This is a genomic window from Ruegeria sp. BF7 (assembly GCF_056538605.1).
Map to the genome: position 1 here is coordinate 1 of NZ_JBQFTM010000009.1, position 20,082 is coordinate 20,082.

20 protein-coding genes are annotated in these 20,082 nt (G+C 59.9%); 2 read left to right on the forward strand and 18 right to left on the reverse strand.

The features are described from left to right. Window positions 1-252: 252 nt before the first annotated feature. The 10 genes from ACR0IK_RS16570 to ybgC all read right to left on the reverse strand — a co-directional run bounded on the left by ACR0IK_RS16570 (window position 253) and on the right by ybgC (window position 9,716). Window positions 253-828 carry an MOSC domain-containing protein gene (locus tag ACR0IK_RS16570; protein WP_480642317.1) on the reverse strand — a complete coding sequence of 192 codons (576 nt, stop codon included), beginning with the start codon at window positions 826-828 and terminating at the stop codon, window positions 253-255. Window positions 829-929: 101 nt separating this feature from the next. Next, on the reverse strand, window positions 930-2,846 hold the full coding sequence (gene ftsH / locus ACR0IK_RS16575) for an ATP-dependent zinc metalloprotease FtsH (RefSeq protein WP_480593594.1): 1,917 nt from the start codon (window positions 2,844-2,846) through the stop codon (window positions 930-932). A 76-nt stretch (window positions 2,847-2,922) separates the two neighbouring features. Then, window positions 2,923-4,176 (reverse strand): tRNA lysidine(34) synthetase TilS, encoded by a 1,254-nt coding sequence (tilS, locus tag ACR0IK_RS16580; RefSeq protein ID WP_480642318.1) that lies wholly within the window; start codon window positions 4,174-4,176, stop codon window positions 2,923-2,925. After that, window positions 4,173-4,997, reverse strand: coding sequence for a tol-pal system protein YbgF (gene ybgF / locus ACR0IK_RS16585; protein ID WP_480642320.1), 825 nt, complete (start codon window positions 4,995-4,997; stop codon window positions 4,173-4,175). The genes tilS and ybgF overlap by 4 nt, the downstream gene beginning before the upstream one ends. Window positions 4,998-5,001: 4 nt before the next feature. Then, the gene (gene pal, locus ACR0IK_RS16590; protein WP_480593603.1) at window positions 5,002-5,511 is read right to left on the reverse strand and encodes a peptidoglycan-associated lipoprotein Pal; all 510 of its coding nucleotides are present in this window, start codon (window positions 5,509-5,511) and stop codon (window positions 5,002-5,004) included. An 88-nt stretch (window positions 5,512-5,599) separates the two neighbouring features. Further along, entirely contained in the window at window positions 5,600-6,919 is a 1,320-nt protein-coding gene (gene tolB / locus ACR0IK_RS16595) for a Tol-Pal system beta propeller repeat protein TolB (RefSeq protein ID WP_480642321.1), read from the reverse strand. Then, window positions 6,916-8,013: an energy transducer TonB family protein gene (locus tag ACR0IK_RS16600; protein ID WP_480642322.1), complete on the reverse strand. Its 1,098-nt coding sequence runs from the start codon at window positions 8,011-8,013 to the stop codon at window positions 6,916-6,918. The genes tolB and ACR0IK_RS16600 overlap by 4 nt, the downstream gene beginning before the upstream one ends. Window positions 8,014-8,022: 9 nt before the next feature. Then, entirely contained in the window at window positions 8,023-8,499 is a 477-nt protein-coding gene (gene tolR / locus ACR0IK_RS16605; RefSeq protein WP_480642323.1) for a protein TolR, read from the reverse strand. A 1-nt stretch (window position 8,500) separates the two neighbouring features. Further along, window positions 8,501-9,196: a protein TolQ gene (gene tolQ / locus ACR0IK_RS16610; RefSeq protein ID WP_480642325.1), complete on the reverse strand. Its 696-nt coding sequence runs from the start codon at window positions 9,194-9,196 to the stop codon at window positions 8,501-8,503. A 112-nt stretch (window positions 9,197-9,308) separates the two neighbouring features. After that, entirely contained in the window at window positions 9,309-9,716 is a 408-nt protein-coding gene (gene ybgC / locus ACR0IK_RS16615; protein WP_480593612.1) for a tol-pal system-associated acyl-CoA thioesterase, read from the reverse strand. Between the two features lie 198 nt (window positions 9,717-9,914). Here ybgC and ACR0IK_RS16620 point away from each other — a divergent pair, with 198 nt between their 5' ends. Then, a complete protein-coding gene (locus ACR0IK_RS16620) occupies window positions 9,915-11,621 on the forward strand; it encodes a SulP family inorganic anion transporter (protein WP_480642326.1) in 1,707 nt (568 codons plus the stop codon). A gap of 3 nt (window positions 11,622-11,624) precedes the next feature. Here ACR0IK_RS16620 and ACR0IK_RS16625 read toward each other — a convergent pair whose 3' ends face one another. From ACR0IK_RS16625 to ruvC, 4 genes are all read right to left on the reverse strand, one after another. After that, a complete protein-coding gene (locus ACR0IK_RS16625; RefSeq protein ID WP_480642327.1) occupies window positions 11,625-12,248 on the reverse strand; it encodes a hypothetical protein in 624 nt (207 codons plus the stop codon). A 63-nt stretch (window positions 12,249-12,311) separates the two neighbouring features. Continuing rightward, the gene (gene ruvB, locus ACR0IK_RS16630; protein WP_480642328.1) at window positions 12,312-13,331 is read right to left on the reverse strand and encodes a Holliday junction branch migration DNA helicase RuvB; all 1,020 of its coding nucleotides are present in this window, start codon (window positions 13,329-13,331) and stop codon (window positions 12,312-12,314) included. Window positions 13,332-13,335: 4 nt separating this feature from the next. After that, window positions 13,336-14,013 (reverse strand): Holliday junction branch migration protein RuvA, encoded by a 678-nt coding sequence (gene ruvA / locus ACR0IK_RS16635; RefSeq protein WP_480642329.1) that lies wholly within the window; start codon window positions 14,011-14,013, stop codon window positions 13,336-13,338. Beyond that, complete coding sequence (ruvC, locus tag ACR0IK_RS16640) at window positions 14,010-14,507, reverse strand: crossover junction endodeoxyribonuclease RuvC (protein WP_480593622.1); 498 nt, start codon at window positions 14,505-14,507, stop codon at window positions 14,010-14,012. Before ruvC ends, ruvA begins: the two co-directional genes overlap by 4 nt. Window positions 14,508-14,842: 335 nt before the next feature. Here ruvC and ACR0IK_RS16645 point away from each other — a divergent pair, with 335 nt between their 5' ends. After that, the gene (locus ACR0IK_RS16645; RefSeq protein ID WP_480593624.1) at window positions 14,843-15,055 is read left to right on the forward strand and encodes a DUF1127 domain-containing protein; all 213 of its coding nucleotides are present in this window, start codon (window positions 14,843-14,845) and stop codon (window positions 15,053-15,055) included. Between the two features lie 98 nt (window positions 15,056-15,153). Here the strand turns inward: ACR0IK_RS16645 and ACR0IK_RS16650 are convergent, their stop codons facing one another. The 4 genes from ACR0IK_RS16650 to ACR0IK_RS16665 form a co-directional block, all read right to left on the reverse strand. After that, window positions 15,154-15,498, reverse strand: a complete 345-nt coding sequence (locus ACR0IK_RS16650; RefSeq protein WP_480593626.1) for a hypothetical protein — start codon at window positions 15,496-15,498, stop codon at window positions 15,154-15,156. A 97-nt stretch (window positions 15,499-15,595) separates the two neighbouring features. After that, a complete protein-coding gene (locus tag ACR0IK_RS16655; protein WP_480642331.1) occupies window positions 15,596-16,474 on the reverse strand; it encodes a 50S ribosomal protein L11 methyltransferase in 879 nt (292 codons plus the stop codon). Between the two features lie 66 nt (window positions 16,475-16,540). Then, window positions 16,541-17,773: an MFS transporter gene (locus tag ACR0IK_RS16660; protein WP_480642332.1), complete on the reverse strand. Its 1,233-nt coding sequence runs from the start codon at window positions 17,771-17,773 to the stop codon at window positions 16,541-16,543. A gap of 79 nt (window positions 17,774-17,852) precedes the next feature. After that, window positions 17,853-20,048, reverse strand: coding sequence for a primosomal protein N' (locus tag ACR0IK_RS16665; protein WP_480642333.1), 2,196 nt, complete (start codon window positions 20,046-20,048; stop codon window positions 17,853-17,855). Between the last annotated feature and the right edge of the window lie 34 nt (window positions 20,049-20,082).

A 20,082-nucleotide genomic window follows, 5' to 3' on the forward strand; every position in this document is an offset into this window, starting at 1 on the left:
AGAATCGATGCCGATCTTGGCACCGATTTCCTGAATCGGCTTCTTGTTCGCTTCGCGGGCGATTTCGATGTCGGATTTATAGCTCATTGGGCAGGGTCCCTGATTGAATGCCGTGCAAAACCGGCGCAATGCGTCGGCGCTGCGCAACCCATACCGTTGTGTACCAAACGGATGGCTATAGATTCCGACATATTTGTGCCGCGAAACGGCGTAGCGTCACTTCGCGGGCCTCTGATCGGAAACGAGTGACCCTTATGGTGCCCACCCCCTCTGATCCGGTACGAACAGGGTCATCCGGTCACCTAACTTCAATTCGCCCGGCCGTTCGACCCACGCGGTAACTCCGCGCCGCCCTTTTGCGGCCGGTTTGAATGCAGCCCCATACCCGGGAAGATCCGTCTCGATCTCACGCCCGGGGAGGACACAGGGGCGGTTCTCCATATCAACGGTGATGGTGACGCCTCCTGCGACCTGCAACCGTGAAGAGGGTGGAATGTGGGTAAAGTCCGGGATACCGCGCAAAACTATACTGGCCCCCAGAAAGGACGGGTCCAGTTGGTCCAGCGCCAGCTCTTGCGCCGTCGCTTCGATCTCTTCCGCAGACAGCACCGACAGTTGCCGGACATTACGGATTTCCGTGCCCTGCGGGTACAGGTTTTTCACCCGCACGCATGAGGCCCGGTTTTCGCCTTCATGCCGTGCGCCGCGATCCCCGGCAAAACCGAGATCCAGTGCATCCACGGCTTTTGCGCGGATCGAATTGCCTGCGGGGACATGGCCCAACCAGATCACCTCGCCTCTATATTCAGTCTCGCGCGTCACTGGCATTTTCGCCCCTTTCCCAGACGGTTCTTTCGCCCGGCAGTAGACGGCAGTCGACCCTGCTTGGGAAGAAAAAAGACCCGGGACAAGGCCCGGGTCTGGTTTGTTTATGCCGAGGGTTCCGGCTCCATCCCGCCATCGGGCGGAGATTTCTTGACCTTGGTCTTCGGGATCGCCGTCACGCTCGGCGCACTGCCCTCGTCGGGCTTGTCGCCTTCGTCGTCACCTTCGCCAGGTGATTCACCGTTCATGACCCGCTTGATCTCATCCCCGGTCAGGGTCTCATATTCCAGCAGACCTTGGGCCAGACGCTCCCATTCCTCGTTCTTTTCGGTCAGAATCTGGTGGGCCCGCTCGTAACCCTGCTGGATCAGGCGCTTCACCTCTTCCTCAATCAGCTCTTTGGTATGAGCGGAAACCGAGAACCCGGCTGTGTTGCCCGAATATCCCTCATGCGCCTCGGCATAATCGATGTTGCCAACCTTGTCAGACATGCCCCAGCGCATCACCATGGCGCGCGCCAACTGGCTGGCCTGCATGATGTCTCCGGCTGGGCCGTTCGAAACGTGATCTTCACCGTATTTGATGACCTCAGCAGCCTTACCCGCCATCGTCATAGCAAGCTTCTGCTCGCACTCGTCGCGGTGATAGTTCAACTGATCCATCTCGGGCAGGCTAACAACCATGCCAAGCGCGCCGCCTCGGGGAATGATCGTCGCCTTATAGACCGGATCGCACAACGGTAGCGTCATGCCAACAACGGCGTGGCCCGACTCGTGATATGCGGTCTTTTCCTTCTGATCCTGAGTCAGCACCATCGAGCGGCGTTCGGCCCCCATCATCACCTTGTCTTTGGCGTTTTCAAAGTCCTCCATGGTGACAAAGCGACGGCCTACACGCGCGGCCATCAGCGCGGCCTCGTTCACGAGGTTGGCCAGATCAGCACCCGAGAAACCCGGTGTACCCCGCGCGATGATACGCAGATCGACATCAGGGCCCAGAGGTGTTTTGCGCGCATGAACGCCCAGAATTTTCTCACGGCCTTTGATGTCGGGATTGCCGACGGTCACGTTGCGATCAAACCGGCCGGGACGCAGCAATGCGGGGTCCAGAACGTCTTTTCGGTTGGTCGCGGCCAGGATGATCACACCTTCATTGGCCTCGAAGCCGTCCATCTCGACCAGCAACTGGTTGAGCGTCTGCTCGCGTTCATCGTTACCGCCACCGTAACCGGCGCCACGATGGCGACCCACGGCGTCGATCTCGTCGATGAAAACGATGCAGGGTGCGTTTTTCTTTGCCTGTTCGAACATGTCGCGCACACGGGATGCACCGACACCCACGAACATCTCAACGAAGTCCGAACCCGAGATAGTGAAGAACGGCACGCCCGCCTCGCCAGCAATCGCGCGGGCCAGCAGCGTCTTGCCAGTACCCGGAGGGCCAACCAGAAGCGCACCCTTCGGGATTTTACCGCCGAGGCGCGAGAATTTCTGCGGGTTTCGCAGGAATTCCACGATTTCTTCCAGCTCTTCCTTGGCTTCATCGATGCCTGCGACGTCGTCAAAGGTCACGCGGCCATGCTTTTCGGTCAGCATCTTGGCCTTGGACTTGCCAAAGCCCATGGCGCCGCCTTTGCCGCCACCCTGCATTCGGTTCATGAAGTAGATCCAAACCCCGATCAGCAGCAGGAAGGGCAGCAATGTGATCAGGAAGGACTGAAATCCGGATTGCTGCTGTTTCACCGCCTGAACAGGAATGTTCTCCTTGATCAGCAGTTGCGTGACCTCGGCATCGCCGGGCTTGATGGTGACATAGTTTGCGCCGCTTTGGGTGGTATAGCGAATCTGCTCACCATCCAGCGTCACATTCTTGACTTCGCCGCCTTCAACCGCAGTGACGAAATCGGAATAGGTTTTTTCATTGCTCTGAAGCGTTCCGCCTTGACCGCTGAAGAAATTGAACAGTGCAAGGATCAGCAGAAACAGAACGACCCAGAAGGCGATGTTACGAGCGTTGCCCAAGGAAAATCTCCCAAAAGGTTTCGGCAGATGGGGACCTGCCGGGTTGTCCTATAAAATAGAGATGATTCAAGCATGTTCAATGCGATAAAAGCGAAGAATAAAACTCGGGCCTATACGCGGCGAATTCAGCGGTCCAACCGTTTGAATAGTCGACCAAAGGCGCCGCCAGCAGGTTTTCCCCGCTCCAGACGGCGGGTGAAGACAACAGCGCCCGACGGGGTTTGCCCAAGGCGCGCCACTCGGGCACCTGCGGCAAACCTATCTCTCCCAGTGCGCGGATCTCGGTGCCCGGCGTTCGGGGTCCGGATAAGATCCAGCGGTTATCCCAGACCTCTTGCGGTGCGGCGGTTGCTGTCGCCACAGCGTTTAGCTCCCTGCAAAACCACGTTTTATCCTGATGCGGGACCAGAAGACAGCCCGCGAGGGTCAGTGTTTGCCCTTCCCGAACAGCGGTGGCGGCCTGATCGACAGCTGCTCCGCGCGGCGGATAGCCCTGCCCGGCAATCCAAGCGATGATACCGACGACCAGCCGCCTTTGGATTTCCATTGGAAGCAGTTCGAAACCGTTGCGGTCGACACAGACATCCCCGCCATCGGCTGTTGCAATCCTACACGCAGATTCCTGCGTATAGCGCGCCAGCGCCTCACGCGCTTGTGCAAGGTTTTCAGCGACCCGCGCCAAAGATCGCGCGGAAATCCCAAGCAGCCCAAGCTCCGTCAGCGCCTCGCGAGCCTTGATCCGGTCGAATCTTTGGTCGTGATTCGAAGGGTCATCGAACCAGCTCTCACCTTTCCCCGACAAGTAGTCTCGCAAGTTTTGCCGTGTGATTCCCAGCATCGGACGCAGTAGCGTGACGCCGTTTTGATCCCGCGCGTCAGGCATACCCGACAAACCGCTGACCCCTGCTGCCCGGCCCAACCGCATCAGCACCGTCTCGGCCTGATCATCCGCAGTGTGGCCAAGTGCAATCGCCGGGATGTCATTGCGTCGCGCCCAGTCGGACAACAACCGGTATCGCGCCTGCCGGGCCTGATCTTGCAGATTTCCTGCGCCATCCCAGCCCTGCCACAGCAACGTTTCGTGGGGGATGCCCAAGCGCGCGGCCAGTCTGGCAACTTTATCGGCCTCAGCGGCAGCTTCGGGTCGCAAACCGTGATTCACCGTTGCGGAAAACAACCGGATTGGTTCGGTTTGCGCAATATCACGCAGCAGGTGCAGCAGAGCGACCGAATCTCCACCGCCGGAGACGGCGACACCTAAACGCGGCGGCAACCGGTCAGGCAGCCGCGCGCGAAGTTCGGATCGAAGAGTATCGGCCTGATCGGTCAAGAACAGCCCAGCGACGCCATTTCCTGCGTGGCGGCGGATACGGTGGCCGAGGCCGGAAAGCGCACGCCAACCTCGGACAGGGTGATGCAGGCCTGATCAGTTTGACCCAGACGCCCCAGTGCGGCCCCCAGTTCGAACAGGGCCTCGGGCGCGAATGCGCCCTCGGAATCACCGGTGAAGCTGGCCAGAAACGCCCGCGCGGCCTCACGCGTGTCGCCCAGACCTTCCAATGCCTGCCCACGTTTCAGATTGGCTTCGGGTGCAAGCGGGCTGCCGGGATAAGAAGTGTCGAACTGTGCGAACTGATCGGCTGCGGTTTGAAAGTTGCCCTCCGCCAAGGCTTGCGCGGCAGCATCAAAATCTTCCTGTTCACCTACCGCCAATTCTCCCTGTTCGATCACGGGGGGGGTCGTTGGCGTAGCCGGTGCTGCTGCGATGATTTCAGTTTCACCGCCCAATGTACTGGTAGGCTCACCCGAAATTTCACAGTTTGGCTCCAACTCGCAAAGGCGAAATTCCATGTCACCAATCCGATTGGTGCCATCAGTTACAATATTCTGCACGCGCTGGTTCAGTTGTTCGGTCTGGCGTGTCAGGCGCTGCAGTTCTGCCTCGATGGCATCCACGCGTTCCAAAACGGAACTGCCGGACAGGTTCGGGGCCGGAGAGCCAGTCGTTGAAAACTCACGCTTCAGGCGCTGAATTTCCACATGCAGCACCGTCAGTTCCTGACGGATATCCGCCAAGGTCTGCTGATCCTGTGCTTGTGCCATTCCGGCGGTTGCAACAACCGCAGCCAGAACCCATCCTGCAACTCTCATCGTCTTACCCCAAGGTTGAACCGGTCAGCACCGTCACCGCACGGCGGTTCTTGGAATAACAATCCTCGGTGCTGCAAATCTCGATCGGGCGTTCCTTGCCATAGCTGACGGTGGTCAGACGGTTACCCGCCACCCCGCGCGAGATCAGAAACTCACGGGCCGCATTGGCCCGGCGTGCGCCCAAGGCGAGGTTGTATTCGCGTGTGCCCTGCTCATCTGCATGGCCTTCGATTGTGGCCACATAGTCCGGGTTCGCCATCAGCCAATCCGCCTGTCCCTGCAGGGTTTGTTGTGCCTGCGGTGTCAACGTCGATTGATCCACCGCGAACAATACCCGATCACCGATGGTTTGCTGGAAATAGGCCGGCGAACGCGGATCGCTGGGCGAACCCGGTGCGATTGCGCCATTTGCGCCATTGCCGAAACCACCGCCCAATGCCGACGGATCATTGTTGGTACAAGCGGCCATCACGCTCAGCGTGCCCAAGGCCAGGATTTTGCCCAATACGTTCATTTCAAGTGCCTCGTTGTTTTATCGGTTTATTGCCGTCTCTGTAGCACAGTGCAGGTTTTTTGTGAACTTTTCCAAGCCCCTGCCCCGATCAATTCTGCAATGGCCCCCAGGAAGGATCGCTGCCGCCATCGGGGGTGCGCACCGGGCGCAAGTTCCGGCCCGATATATCCACCGAATATAGCGACGCCCGACCGCTGGCTCCCTGCGTTTCGCGCGTGAACATGATGACACGGCCGTTGGGTGACCAAGTCGGGCCTTCGTCAAGGAAAGACGAGGTCAGCAGACGTTCCTCACTGCCATCGGTGCGCATGACGCCGATATGGAACCGGCCCTTGTTCTGCTTGGTAAAGGCGATCAGATCACCCCGCGGTGACCAGACCGGTGTGCCATAACGGCCTTGCCCGAAACTGATGCGGGTCGCCTCACCGCCATTAGCAGGCATGATATACAGCTGCGGTGTTCCGGACCGGTCGCTTTCGAACACGATCTGAGAGCCATCCGGTGAATAGCTGGGGGCGGTTTCAATTGCTGGCGTGTTGGTCAGGCGCACGCTCTGACCCGAGGCGATGTCCATTTTCCACAGATCGGTGTTGCCGCCCTGGATCAGCGAATACACGATTGAGCGACCATCCGGAGAGAACCGGGGTGAAAAGCTCATCGTGCCTTCCTGCGTTTTCAACTCGGTCCGGCGAACGCGATCCACATCCAGCACGTAGATACGCGGCTGGCCGCTTTCATAACTGGTATAAAGCAACCGATCGCCCGTGGGAGAAAAGCGCGGGGCCAGAACGATTGCCGCGCTGTCGGTCAGGTACTGCACATTCGCGCCGTCGTAATCCATGATCGCCAGGCGCTTCAGGCGCTGATCCTTGGGGCCGCTCTCTGACACAAACGCAACGCGGCTGTCGAAATAACCGCCCTCGCCGGTGATCCGGCTATAGACCTGATCAGCCACCTTATGCGCCATGCGTCTCCAGCCATCGGTGGTGCCCGCAAATTGCAGACCATTGCCCAGTTCCTGACCCGAGTACACATCCCACACCCGGAACCGCACCGTCAGGCGGTTGCCCGAGACGTTCACCGCACCCGTCACCAGCGCCTCGGCATTGATGGCTTTCCAGTCGGCGAACTGGACCGGGGCTTCAAAGCTGCTGACCCGGCTGATGAAGGCTTCGGGCGAGATTTCGCGGAACAACCCTGTGCCGGTCAGATCGGCCGCAACGACCCGAGAGATATCGTTGGCATATTGCGTCGCCGCTGGCCCGTCGGGCACAAAATTTGGCACGGCGAAGGGCAAGGGTTCGATGATCCCCTGATCCAGTTCCAGACGCAGCGGTCCGTTCTGGGCGTTTACCGGTGCCGCCAAAATCGTCAGGCCAAGCAACAGGCTGGTCAGAATTCTCATCATTTGATCCGCATCCTCTCGGGATTGAATGTAATCTCAATATCCCGCCATTGGTCATATTTGTCAGCAGGCAGGGTGTATCCTTTGGCGCCGCAGCGCAAAATGGCTCGTCTGGCGGCTTCATAGGCTTGTTTCGCCGCCCCGGCAGACCCGCCAGAGCTGTCGATCATGCGCAGGCTACCCCCGACGATCTTGCCGTCCGGAGTTAACGAAAAGCCAACAACCACAACAGTTTGCAACGCATCTGTGGACAAAGACCCCACATTCCAGCACTTAGAAACAGCCAGGCGCATGGCGTCTTTTTCACCGCTGGTTAATGGCGGGCCGGACGGTTCGCTGCCCTGCCCCAATGCCTCTGCCAGTGCGTCGTTGATGGCAGAGTCGCTTTGCGCTGGCTCAGGTGGCGTCGGGTCCTGTTCTTCAGCCACTTCGGGCTGCGTCGGAGGTGCAGGCCGGTTTGGCCTCACCCGCGGCCGGGGAGAAGTGTGCGGGGCGTTGTCCTTGGTCTCTTCGGCCTCGGTCACGATTTCATCGGTCGCCTCTTCCGGGGCGGTCTGATCCTGTTGCTCCTCTTGAGTTTCGGCCCCTTCATCCAGCGACACGGCAGGCGTCTCCACCTCATCCGGCTGCGCCTCGGGCGGCGGCGGCGCGATGGGTTCCGGGGCCACCTTGTCGGCCGGGCGCGGCTGCGCCTCGGGGCCCGGAGGTACCGGCAACACTTCGGTTACAGGTTCGGGCTGCTCCAGTGTCGGGGGCTCATCGACCACTTCGGGTTCGGGCGGGGTCTCTACCGGATCGGGCACCGGGTCGGGCTCAGGTTCCGAGGGCGTCGCAACCTCGGGAGGGGTCAGTTCCTCCTCCACCGGAGCCGTCGGGGTCACTTCTTCCTCGGGTGGGTCGGGCTGTTGCAATGCGGTGGGGGTCGGCACCTCGGGGGCGTCACGCTGCGCGGTCATCGCTGCAAATTGCTCACCCGTGACCACGGATACCTCCTGCACCGCCATAGGCAAGGGTTCGGACCGGAAGGTACCGCCGAAAAAAGCCCATCCAATCAAAACGACGTGGGCAACTGCCGAGATCTTGGTGCCGGTATCCACCGCGCGGCCTCACTCTCCACCTTCTTCCAGCGTCGGCCCGCCGGTGTCTGTCACCAGGCCCACATTGGAAAACCCACCTGCATTCAGCGCGCCCATGACCTGCATCACCTGGGCATAAGGGATCGCCCCGTCGGCCCGCAGGAACACGCGGTCACTGCTGCGCTCGGACGCGATGGCGCGCAGCTTGCCAATCAATTCCCCACGCACAACATCCGTGGTTTGAATCTGCACCCGGCCATCCGCAGTCAGCGTCACGGTCAGGGGTTCTTCATTGTCACCGGGCAAGGCGCTGGCTGCCGTTTTCGGCAAGTCGACCGGCACTCCGACGGTCAGCAGCGGGGCCGCCACCATGAAGATGATCAACAACACCAGCATGACGTCGACAAATGGTGTTACGTTGATCTCGGCCATCGGTTGCGCGCGGCCGCGACGCCGCCCGCGTCTGCGTCCGTTCCCGCCGCCGTTTTGCTGAACCGCCGCGCCCATGTCAGCTGTCCAACTGGCGCGACAGGATTGTGGCGAACTCGTCGGCAAAGGCCTCATAGCCGTTCACGATCCGGTCGCTATCCGCGCTTAGCTTATTGTAGAAAATTACCGCTGGGATCGCCGCCAGAAGGCCCAAACCGGTGGCCAAAAGGGCCTCGGCAATACCAGGGGCCACAACGGCAAGGTTGGTATTCTGCTGTTCGGCAATCTCGATAAAGGCGTTCATGATGCCCCAGACGGTGCCGAACAGGCCGATAAACGGCGCAGTGGAACCGACGGTGGCCAGGATAGACAGACCTTTTTGCAGCGTCTCGGCTTCTTTGGCGATTGCCACGTCCATCGAACGGTCGATCCGCGCCGTGGCCCCTGCAATCAGCCCGCCGTCGTTGCGATGAGACCGCCGCCATTCGATCATGCCGGCGGCAAAGATTTTTTCCGAACTGCCATCGGGCTGGGTGCCAATCTGTTCGAACAACTCGTCCAGAGGGTTTCCGGACCAAAAATTCTCATCAAATCCCTGCGCCTCACGACGGGCCGCGCGATAGTTGATCAGTTTCTGAATGATAATTGCCCAGGACCAGATCGATGCGCCAACCAGCATCAGCATCACCAGTTTGACGATAAATGTCGCGCGGGCATAAAGCCCCCACATGGAGAAATCGATCTCCTGCGCCAGCGCCAGCGTTTCAGCTTCCATGAATCTGCTCTTTGTTTTTTGCCTTATGGCCGTTCGATTTGGCCTTGTTTTGCCAAACGCTATCGCAGTTGGATACGAAAAGCCAACATAACCACCCCCACGCCGCAATTTGTTACAACAATGCGCGAATCTCTGCCGGAAGCCGTACCGGCTTGCCCTGCGCATTCATGCAGACTGCGGTAACCGTGGCACGAAAAACCTCGGTATCGCCACGCTTTACCAGTTGCCCCATAGTCAGCCGCACACCCGAACGGGACAGGAAGCGGGTTTCGATGGTCAGTTCATCCTCAAACTTAGCAGTTGCCAGATAGTCCGCCTCGATCCGCCGAATGACCCAGACAACGCCGCCGTCACGCATGGCATTCTGGTCGTTTCCCAAACGGCGCACATAATCCGACCGGGCACGTTCGATGTATTTCAGGTAGTTTGCGTGATAAACCACTCCGCCCATGTCGGTGTCTTCGTAATAAACCCGGACCCGGTAGATATGCGTGTCTTGCGCTGCGGTGCTTACGGCCATGGTTACATATCCGGTCTATCTATCAGCTCTAATCGTCTGGCTCGTGGCGAGCCGTACCATCAACAGATGCACGTGCATCAGCGGCCGTGCAATCCCCGCGAGACTACAAATTTCAGCTTACACGGTCCTCGGTATCGAAATCCTGCCCCATGCCGACTAACCTGCCAAAATTGGGATGTGAATGTAACAGGTGATTGAATGGCAGAACCCCACGGAAAAGAGGGCAGATCTCCGCTTCCCATCCTACAGGGCATCCTGCCGCTCAACCGCTCTGCCCTGCCGACCGAAGTTCTGGCCGGACTGACCTTCGCCTGCCTCGCGATCCCCGAAGTCATGGGTTACACCAAGATCGCGGGAACCCCTGTTGTAACGGGGTTGTATACGATCCTGATCCCGATGGCTCTGTTCGCCGTGTTCGGGTCGTCTCGCCACCTTGTAGTAGGGGCGGATTCAGCCACTGCGGCGATCACGGCGTCGGCGCTGGCGGGCATGGCGGTTTCCGGATCTTCGGAATATCTCGCGCTGGCTTCGCTATTGGCGTTGATGGCGGCGTTGCTGTTGATCGCAGCGCGCCTTGTCGGCCTTGGGTTTCTGGCGGATTTCCTGTCACGCACGGTACTCATCGGGTTTTTGACAGGCGTGGGCATACAGGTGGCCACCGGCGAAATTCCCGGAATGCTGGGGGTCGAAGGTGCCGGCCACGGCACGATTGCCAAGCTCAGGGACATCGCGCTGCATTACGGCCAGACGCATTGGCCAACGGCTGCCGTGTCCGTGGCGGTGCTGGCGGTTGTCCTTGGATGCAAGCGGTTGTCGCCCAAAGTTCCGGGGCCGCTATTCGCAATATTGGGTGTCATTCTGTTCAGTTGGGCCTTTCAATTCAGTGCATCCGGCATTGGCGTACTGGGAACGGTGCCCGGCGGCCTCCCCGCCCTGTCGATCCCGGATGTGGATTGGAGTTGGGCCCTGTTCAAGCAACTGACACCCACCGCGCTGTCGATCTTTGTGGTGATCCTGGCACAAAGCGCGGCGACCTCGCGCGCCTACGCTGCACGCTACGATGACAATTTCAGCGAGAACACCGATCTTGTCGGGCTGGGGTTGGCCAATCTAGGCGCAGCCTTCACCGGGACCTTTGTGGTCAATGGCAGCCCCACCAAGACCGAGATGGTGGCCAGCGCCGGAGGCCGCAGCCAGATCGCTCAACTCACGACGGTCGCGATCGTCCTTGTGGTGATCCTGTTTCTGACCGGCCCGCTCGCGTTCCTGCCCAATGCAGCCCTGTCAGCTGTGGTATTCCTGATCGGCGTCAAGCTGATCGACCTCAAAGGCCTTGCCGCCATATACCGGCAGGCCCGATCCGAGTTCTGGATCGCGCTTACGACTGCTGCCGTTGTGGTTTTCGTTGGTGTCGAGCAAGGGATTATCTTTGCGATGGTCCTGTCACTAATCGACCACACGCGCCATGGCTACCGCCCCAAGAATGCAGTGATCGTCAAAAGCGACGATGGCGGCTGGCGGTCCAAACCCATCACCGTACCAAACCAGCTCGAACCCGGTCTTGTGATCTATCGCTTTTCCCACAGCCTGTACTACGCCAACACTCAGCGCCTGTCGGACGAGGTGGCAGCGATCGTGGGTCAATCCAACCCGCCGCTGCGCTGGTTCTGCTTAGACGCCTCTGCCGTGGACGATATCGACTTTACCGCAGGCTATACGCTGCGCGGCGTCCACGATCAGTTGAAGTCCAGAAACATCAAACTGGTCTTTCTGCTGGTCGAGCCCAATGTTCGCAAAGAACTCGACCGTTACGGGATCACCGATCTGGTCGGGACGGACGCCTATTTCGAGACAGGGAATGCCCTGATCGAGGCGTTTCATTCGACGAACAAAGCACCCACCTGAGGCCTATTGCAGCGGTTTCATCCGTGCGAACAACCGCAAAGCATGGGATGCGTCCTGCGCCGCCCCAGGCAGGACAGGATCATAAGCCGCCCTGATCAGTTCAGCGATGTCGGGCCGCAGGACGGTTGTGTCCCCGGCCACCGCCAGCGGCGATTGAGACCGAAACGCGGCATCCGACCACAGCAAAACCGTCTGCACAACCTGACTCAGCGCCAAAGTTTCGGCCGGTACTTTCGACAATTCCTTGTCCATTCTAAGGAAAACAAAAGCTGCGCGGATTGCGCCGTCTTCCTCGAAACGAAAGATGCGATATTGGTTGGCATCCGCTGCAACCAACCGCTCGACCAGAGGCGCCAGATCGGGGATCAGCCGGTCCAGATCGGGGACCTCCAGCAACTCCTGCCAGTCGCGGAAGAAGAAAACCATGCAATTGGCACCCAGTTCCGGGTCGGTCTCGGCCATCTTGTGCCCGGCCAGCGCCACCACGGCCTCGAACGCGCCCTTGACGGTGGCCAGAGTTTCATCCTCAACGCCAAAAACGATCGGCACAATGGGCCGCCCCCAACGCGCGAACAGAAACTCACCACTTTCGCGGGTGAACAAAGCCTGGATGTCTTCGGGGTTCACGCCCAATCCTTCATCTTTTCGATAATACTCTCGCCGACGGCTTAAATTCTCTGACGTCCGGCTTCAACCAAACAGATCGCTTTGTCCCCGCGGTGCCGCCATCCCCAGATGCGTCCACGCCTTTTGCGCCAGCATCCGACCGCGCGGTGTCCGTTGGATCAGACCCTGCTGCAACAGATAGGGCTCAATCACCTCTTCCAGCGAATCCCGGCTTTCCGACAGAGCTGCCGACAAGGTCTCAATCCCCACCGGTCCACCCGCATAGTTCTCGGCGATCAGTTTCAAATACCGCCGGTCCGCTCCGTCCAAACCCAGAAAGTCCACGCCCAGCCGCGTCAATGCCCCGTCGGCCAGTTCGCGGGTAATCCGCCCATCGCCTTCGACAATGGCGAAATCGACGACCCTCCGCAGCAGCCGCCCTGCAATCCGCGGCGTCCCGCGCGAGCGGCGCGCAATCTCCCGTGCACCATCATCATCGGCAGGTGCACTCAGCTTGCGCGCGTTACGGGTTACGATCTCGTGCAGCTCATCGACCGTGTAGAATTGTAGCCTTGTTGGAATACCGAACCGATCACGCAGAGGCGTCGTCAACAGGCCCATCCGCGTGGTGGCACCGACCAGCGTAAAGGGCTGCAGCTCGATCCGGACCGTGCGCGCGGCGGGGCCTTCACCGATCACCAGATCCAGCTCAAAATCCTCCATCGCCGGGTACAGCACCTCTTCGACCGCCGGGTTCAGACGGTGTATTTCGTCGATGAACAACACGTCCCGCGATTCCAGATTGGTCAAAATCGCCGCCAGATCACCCGCCTTGGCCAGCACGGGCCCAGAGGTCATGCGGAAATTCACCCCCAGTTCGCGCGCCATGATCTGCGCCAGCGTCGTCTTACCGAGACCCGGAGGGCCATGGAACAGAGTATGGTCCATCGCCTCACCCCGCTGACGGGCGGATTGGATGAACACGCGCAGGTTGGCACGCGCCTCAGCCTGACCAATGAAATCGTCCAACCCTTGCGGACGCAGGGCGCGGTCATTGTCCTCGGGCAGAGGGTCCGGGCGCAGGGTGGGATCGGCATCTACCATTCAATCACCCTTTCGGTGCAAGTAATTTCAGAGCCGCGCGGATCAGGTCAGCCTCACCGGCACCTGGCAGGCTGGCCGCCGCTTCGGCCACGGCAGACGCGGCGTCTGAGGGCCCATAGCCCAGATTGGACAAGGCCGACAGTGCACCCGCCGAAGCTGCTGCCGATCCCGAGGCCGGTTTCGCCGCCTGTTTCGAGGCCGGTGAGGGTTCGGCGGGCTCCACAACCTCCAAGGCGGGTCCGTCCATCGCCTCGGTCACAGTTCCTCCCATGGCCATCACGCCCGGCGCCTTGTCCTTGAGGTCCAGAACGATCCGCTGCGCCGTCTTCGGACCGACCCCTTTGGCCGCCTTCACCGCGCCCCAGTCGCCCAAAGCAATCGCCCGGCTGACTCCATCTGGCCCCAGCGCCGACAAAATGGCCAGCGAAACCTTGGCCCCAACACCCTGAACCGAGCACAACAGACGATGCCATTCCTTCTCGACCAGCGACAGGAACCCATAAAGCTGCATCAGGTCTTCGCGCACAACCATGTCGGTGTAGATCGAGACCGCCTCACCAACACCCGGCAGCGCCGCCAAGGTACGGTCCGAGCAATAGACGATGTACCCAACCCCGCGCACGTCGATCAACACGTGATCAGATGCCCGATAATCCAGCCGTCCTGTCAGTTTTCCAATCATGCCCGCACCTCTTTCATCCGCGCCCGGGGCGCTGTGCCGTAATACGAGTGACAGATGGCAATCGCCAGAGCATCTGCCGCATCCGCCCCTTTGGGCTGACAGCCCGGCAATTGCAGTTTGACCATGTGCAGGATCTGCTCTTTCTCAGCATGGCCGACACCCACGACGGTTTTCTTGACCCGGTTGGGCGCATATTCCCCCACCGGCAGCCCGGCCTGTGCCAACGTCAGCAGGGCTACGCCCCGGGCCTGACCAAGCTTTAGCGTTCCCGCCCCGTCTTTGTTAACGAAAGTCTGTTCGATGGCGGCCTGATCGGGCTGATGTTCGGCAATGACTTCGACAATCTGGTTGTGCAACGACAACAACCTTTCCCCCAGATCATCCCCATCGGATTTGCACAAGCCATTCGCTACATGGCTCAACCGGCTGCCATGCGATTCGATGACGCCCCATCCCAGGGTCCTGAGCCCCGGATCAATGCCCAGAATTCGCATATTTCGCCTCAGCCTGCTCGGGTTTTTGTGATCTTTCTTTCGGATTAGCACGAAGCGTGAACATTTTCCAAGCGAATTGACCCTGCGCCTGAAAACGACACGACTGTCTCAGGGGCGACAAAACGGCCTGATTGCGACCGCGGGAAGTCTGAATTCGACACGTTTTCTGAACGCCTAATGGCCTATAAATTAACGGTTTTTAAGGAATCAACACCCTTGCAAAAAACGCATAGGACACATGCAATTTCCGCACTTGTGCGGCCACATAGACAAGACTAGATGCCGCTCAGATCAGATGATCAAAAGTTTAATCTCTAACCAGAAGGAAACAGGATATGGCTGCACTGGACACCACTCGCACCACCACTGGCTCGTTCGGCCTCGTCGGCCGTATTGGCGTAACTTTCGCATCGGTCGTGAACGCCGTTGTTGAATGGAACGACGCCCGCGTAACACGCAACGCGCTGAGCGGTCTGACGGATCGTGAACTGGAAGATATCGGTTTGTGCCGCGGTGATATTGACTTCGTCGCAGAAGGTCGTCGCTAAGAGACAACCACCACTCACTCGCCCCATTCTCCTCTGGGGCACAAAAAGAACGCCGCGCATTTCACGATGCGTGGCGTTTCTCGTCAATGCTGATCGGTTTAGTGAAGGAATCCGCTGATCTGGGCCGCAAGAAACTCGGAAACCGGATCAATCTGCATCACCCATGCACCAGCCTGTTCAACAGATGTCCCCTGCGCCAGGCTGTCGACACGAAACTGATAGGCCGAAGCGCCCAAGCTTGCCAGCAGAAAGACCTTGAACGCAAATAGGCCCAGAAGGCACCCAAAAAGCGCCTTTACCGGAACCGCAGACTTAACCCGCTGCGGTTTCATGACCACAAGGCCATCCTTGCGCATCGTCGCGCGATAGCCTCGGCTCAGCTTGGCGTGCTTTTTGTTCAAGCGATGAACACGCTGATCGAATTCTAGTTGTTTTCCCGTCATGGCAGCCTCCAAAAACCGCCCCCGTAACCACGTCATGACGGTAATTACAGATTGCGACAAAAAAGAGGCAAAAATCTATTGAAGTTCTGGAAATGGCCTAATTTCGGCCCTTATTGCGCAAAATTAGCGTCGTCCATTCACCAATTTCGTCGCTTCTGACCAGATTGAACCCGTTTTGCGAATAAATCGAGATCACATCATCGGCCTGTTCGTTGAGGATTCCCGACAGGATCGCATATCCCTCACCCCGCAGATTCGCTGCGATTTCAGGAGACAAAGCCACCAGCGGGCCTTTGAGAATATTAGCAAAAATCAGATCGTACGGGGCATGAGACTGCAGGTCAGGGTGGTCGAAACCGGCGGCTTCAACGCAATTCACCTGCCCGGACATGCCGTTGGCCTTCAGGTTTGCCTCGGCCACATCCACCGCAACCTGATCGATGTCGCTGGCGATGATGTTGCCGTTCCAGACCCGCGCAGCCGCCATCGCTAAAACAGCAGTGCCGCAGCCGATATCGGCCACATTGGTAGCCGCAAACCCGTCATCCAGCAGATAATCCAGCGCCTTGAGGCAACCCAGCGTGGTACCGTGATGGCCAGTGCCAAAGGCCATCGCGGCCTCGATCAGCAGCGGCATGCGCCCCTCGGGCAGTTTGTCTGCGTCATGGCTGCCGTAAACAAAGAACCGGCCAGCCTCGACCGGGGCCAGTTCGCGGCGCACATGGGCGACCCAGTCGGTTTCGGGCAGTTCCGAGACAACAAAGGGCTTGGCCTCGAACGCGACCGCCAGAACGGCCAGTGCAGTTTCGTCCGGCGCTTCGGTGAAATAGCCACCCACTTCCCACAGGCCCGAGCCATCCTCGACCTCGAACACGCCGACGCCGGTGGGTTCCGGGTCCAGACGCTCCATCGCTTCGCCCAGACCTTCGGCGGCTTTCTTGCCGGTCAGAGTGGTTAGCGCGGTGAATGTGGGCATGGGGGCCTCCTGTCTCAGTTGAGACAGCGCCTAGGGCCACACGTAGGCAAGGTCAAGCATTTGCAACTACTCCGCAGGTGCCGGAGCGTATTTCGACAAGATGGTCTCGTTACCCGGTTCAGGGTGGCGCGGGATAAGCAGCGAAAGGCCCAGCGACACCAGCGCCATTGCGGCGGCCAGACCAAAGACCGCACCGGGTGACACTACCCAGAGCAAACCCAGCAGCGCAGGGAGGAAGACAGCCGCGATGTGGTTGATCGTGAAAGCCACTGCTGCGGTTGGCGCGATATCGGCCGGGTCGGCGATTTTCTGAAAATAGGTCTTCAACGCCAGCGCCAGAGCAAAGAGTACATGGTCGATCACATAAAGGATCGCCGCCAGCAGAACACCCCAGCCGAACCAGTAGATGCCGCCATAAGCTGCGAAGACAATGGCCAGGCCCGTGTATTCGAAAATCAGCGTACGGCGCTCACCAAAAATCGACACCGCTTTGCCCAACATTGGGGCCGCCGCCATGTTGATCACAAGGTTGATCAGATAAAGGCTGGTCAGTTCGTGCACTTCAAAACCGAACTTCTCGACCATCATGAAGCCCGCAAAGACAACGAAGATCTGTCGCCGCGCGCCTGCCATGAATTGCAGTGCGTAGTACAGCCAGTACCGTTTGCGCAGGATCAGCTTTTTGGTCTGCGGCGTGGGCGCGTTGAATTGCGGATAGGCCACCAGACAGATCAGCGCCAGCAATGCCGTCACCCCACCTGCGGCCATGAACACAAAGTTATAGGACAGATCAAACCGATCCCAGGTCAGCACGATCAAGCCATAGACAACCGCCGTGGCCGCCGATCCCATGGCCACCAGCCAACCCAGCACCTGCGGCGCGCGGTCCTTGGGTAGCCATTGCAGCTGCAGAGACTGGTTTACCGTTTCGTAGTAGTGAAAGCCGATCGAGCTGAACAAAGTCACGAAAAGCAACCCGCCCAGACTGGGGAACCACGCGGTCACCGCCGTCGCCACGCCCAGCATCATCAGCGAAATCATCGCCAGCACCTGCTCGCGGACGAAAATGATCACCGCGATCACGCCAACGGCCAAGAAGCCCGGAATCTCGCGCACCGTATGCAGCAGGCCGATATCCGCGCCGTCGAAGTTGGCAACCTCGATGACGAAGTTGTTGAGTAGCGCGCTCCACGCGTTGAAGGCGATGGGCATGGTCAGCGCCATCACGAACAAGAGCGTGATGGGACGGCGCCAGAACGGCAGGCTCTGCGCCTCGGAAAGCGGCATGGGTTTCAGCATGGGACTCCCTCTACGCCTATTTTCGCGGTTTGGCGAGGGCCAAGGACGTGGCGCACATTGGCTCTGCGCAGGCGCAGAGTCAGTAAAAGCTCTGCGGGTCGATATCGACGGTCAGGCGGATGTCACCCTTCAGGCGCAGGGGGGCGATCCAGCGGGCGATGGCGTCCTGAATGGGCGCGCCCTTGGGGGCCTTTACCAACAGTCGCACACGGTGACGCCCCCGGATACGCGCAATCGGCGCAGGGGCCGGGCCAAAGACCTGCGCGCCGATATCTCGCAGAGGTACATCGTTGCGGGCCATAGCGTTGCCGATATCGAAGACCGGCCCGACCTCGGGCCCCGACAACACGATCCCCGCCATACGCCCATAGGGCGGGACTCCGGCGGCCTGCCGCCCGGCGGCCTCGGCCTTCCAAAATCCCTCTTCATCGCCCGACAGGATGGCCCGGATCACCGGGTGCTCCGGTTGAAAGGTCTGCAACAGCGCCTGCCCCGGCTTGTCCGCTCGGCCAGCGCGACCTGCGACCTGCCGCATCAATTGAAACGTCCGTTCGGCAGCCCGCAGGTCGGCGCCGTGCAGTGAGAGGTCGGCATCAATTACGCCGACAAGGGTCAGCTTTGGGAAGTTATGCCCCTTGGCCACTAGTTGCGTACCAATGACGATATCTGCGTCGCCCTCGGCAATCTCTTCTATCTTGGCCTTCAACGCCCGCGCCGAGCCGAAAAGATCGGAACTGAGCATGGCGATCTTGCCTTCGGGGAAGGTGGCCTCGGCCTCTTCTGCCAGCCGTTCTATGCCCGGTCCGACCGGGGCCAGTTTACCCTCAACCCCGCAGGATGGGCAGGCCTCGGGCATCGGCTTGGTCTCACCGCATTGGTGGCACATCAGTCGTTTCAGGAATCTGTGCTCCACCATCCGCGCATCGCAGTGGTCGCAGGCGATCTGTTCTCCACAGGCCCGGCACAGCGTCACAGGTGCATAGCCCCGACGATTGATGAACAAGAGCGACTGCTCGCCCCGTTCGATCCGCTGCCGCACCGCCTGCCGCAGAGACGGGGAAATCCACGTCCCCGGCTGCATCTGCTCGGCCCGCATGTCGATAGGCTTCATCTCGGGCAGCACCGCCACGCCAAACCGCGATGTCAGGTCGAGCCGTTCATATTTTCCGGCCTCGGCATTGGCCCAGCTTTCCAGTGACGGCGTGGCACTGGCCAAAATCACCCGCGACCCGCAAATGGCTGAGCGCAGAACCGCCATGTCGCGGGCGCTGTAGTGCACGCCGTCTTCCTGTTTGTACGAGGTGTCGTGTTCTTCATCGACCACCACCAGCCCCAGATTGCGGAACGGCAGGAACAGCGCCGACCGCGCGCCCACCACCAGCTGCGCATCCCCCTGCCCCACCATTCGCCAGACCCGGCGACGTTCCGTCATGGTCGCGCCTGAATGCCATTCCGCCGGACGCGCGCCGAACCGCGCCTCAACCCGGGTCAGAAATTCGGCTGTCAGGGCAATCTCGGGCAGCAGCACCAGAGCCTGCCGCCCCGTCCGCAGCGCTTCGGCGACCGCTTCCAGATAAACCTCAGTCTTGCCTGAGCCGGTCACGCCTTTCAGCAGCGTGGTTCCATAATTTCCGGTGCGCTGTCCGGCCCGCAACCTGGTAACCGCAGCCGCCTGATCCTCGGTCAGTTCTTTGCCCGGCAGGTCCGGGTCCAGATGTGGATAGGGTAGATCGCGGGGGCTGTCCTCTTCCCGCACCGCACCCTGTTTCACCAGCCCTTTCACAACGGAGGACGTCACCCCCGCCTGTTCGGACAATTCCTTCAGCGTGAAAGCCAGCCCGCCATAGTCGCGCAGCACTTCCAGCACACGGGTCCGCGCATCGGTCATCCGATCCGGCTCGCTATTACCAAGGCGGTAAATCTTGCGCATCGAGGGCGGATCACCCAATCCCGGCGCGCGCGTCGCCAGCCGCAGCATCGCGGGCATCGGCGTCAGCGTGTAATCGGCCACACGACCCAGAAACACCCGCATCTCTTCGCGCATCGGTGCGACTTCAAGCACCCGGATCACCGACCGAGCCTTGCTGATGTCGAAGCCACCTTGCCCGGGCCCCCAAACCACGCCCAGCACCTTTCGCGGCCCCAAAGGCACTTCGACAAAAGCACCCAGAAAACACCCGCCCTCGGGTGCTTTATAGTCCAACGTCCGGTCCAGAGGCTGCGTTGTCAGCACCGCAACCAGCTCTCCTTGGTCGAAAAATCCGTTAGCGCTCACTGTATATCCTTTGCAGGGGGTTCCAGCATGGGTC

Bases quoted from the DNA above. Each gene is read 5' to 3' on its own strand.
- ACR0IK_RS16570 (WP_480642317.1), bottom strand. From the start codon at position 828: ATGCCAGTGACGCGCGAGACTGAATATAGAGGCGAGGTGATCTGGTTG.
- ybgF (WP_480642320.1), bottom strand. From the start codon at position 4,997: ATGAGAGTTGCAGGATGGGTTCTGGCTGCGGTTGTTGCAACCGCCGGA.
- pal (WP_480593603.1), bottom strand. From the start codon at position 5,511: ATGAACGTATTGGGCAAAATCCTGGCCTTGGGCACGCTGAGCGTGATG.
- tolB (WP_480642321.1), bottom strand. From the start codon at position 6,919: ATGATGAGAATTCTGACCAGCCTGTTGCTTGGCCTGACGATTTTGGCG.
- tolR (WP_480642323.1), bottom strand. From the start codon at position 8,499: ATGGGCGCGGCGGTTCAGCAAAACGGCGGCGGGAACGGACGCAGACGC.
- tolQ (WP_480642325.1), bottom strand. From the start codon at position 9,196: ATGGAAGCTGAAACGCTGGCGCTGGCGCAGGAGATCGATTTCTCCATG.
- ybgC (WP_480593612.1), bottom strand. From the start codon at position 9,716: ATGGCCGTAAGCACCGCAGCGCAAGACACGCATATCTACCGGGTCCGG.
- ACR0IK_RS16620 (WP_480642326.1), top strand. From the start codon at position 9,915: ATGGCAGAACCCCACGGAAAAGAGGGCAGATCTCCGCTTCCCATCCTA.
- ruvB (WP_480642328.1), bottom strand. From the start codon at position 13,331: ATGGTAGATGCCGATCCCACCCTGCGCCCGGACCCTCTGCCCGAGGAC.
- ruvA (WP_480642329.1), bottom strand. From the start codon at position 14,013: ATGATTGGAAAACTGACAGGACGGCTGGATTATCGGGCATCTGATCAC.
- ruvC (WP_480593622.1), bottom strand. From the start codon at position 14,507: ATGCGAATTCTGGGCATTGATCCGGGGCTCAGGACCCTGGGATGGGGC.
- ACR0IK_RS16645 (WP_480593624.1), top strand. From the start codon at position 14,843: ATGGCTGCACTGGACACCACTCGCACCACCACTGGCTCGTTCGGCCTC.
- ACR0IK_RS16650 (WP_480593626.1), bottom strand. From the start codon at position 15,498: ATGACGGGAAAACAACTAGAATTCGATCAGCGTGTTCATCGCTTGAAC.
- ACR0IK_RS16655 (WP_480642331.1), bottom strand. From the start codon at position 16,474: ATGCCCACATTCACCGCGCTAACCACTCTGACCGGCAAGAAAGCCGCC.
- ACR0IK_RS16660 (WP_480642332.1), bottom strand. From the start codon at position 17,773: ATGCTGAAACCCATGCCGCTTTCCGAGGCGCAGAGCCTGCCGTTCTGG.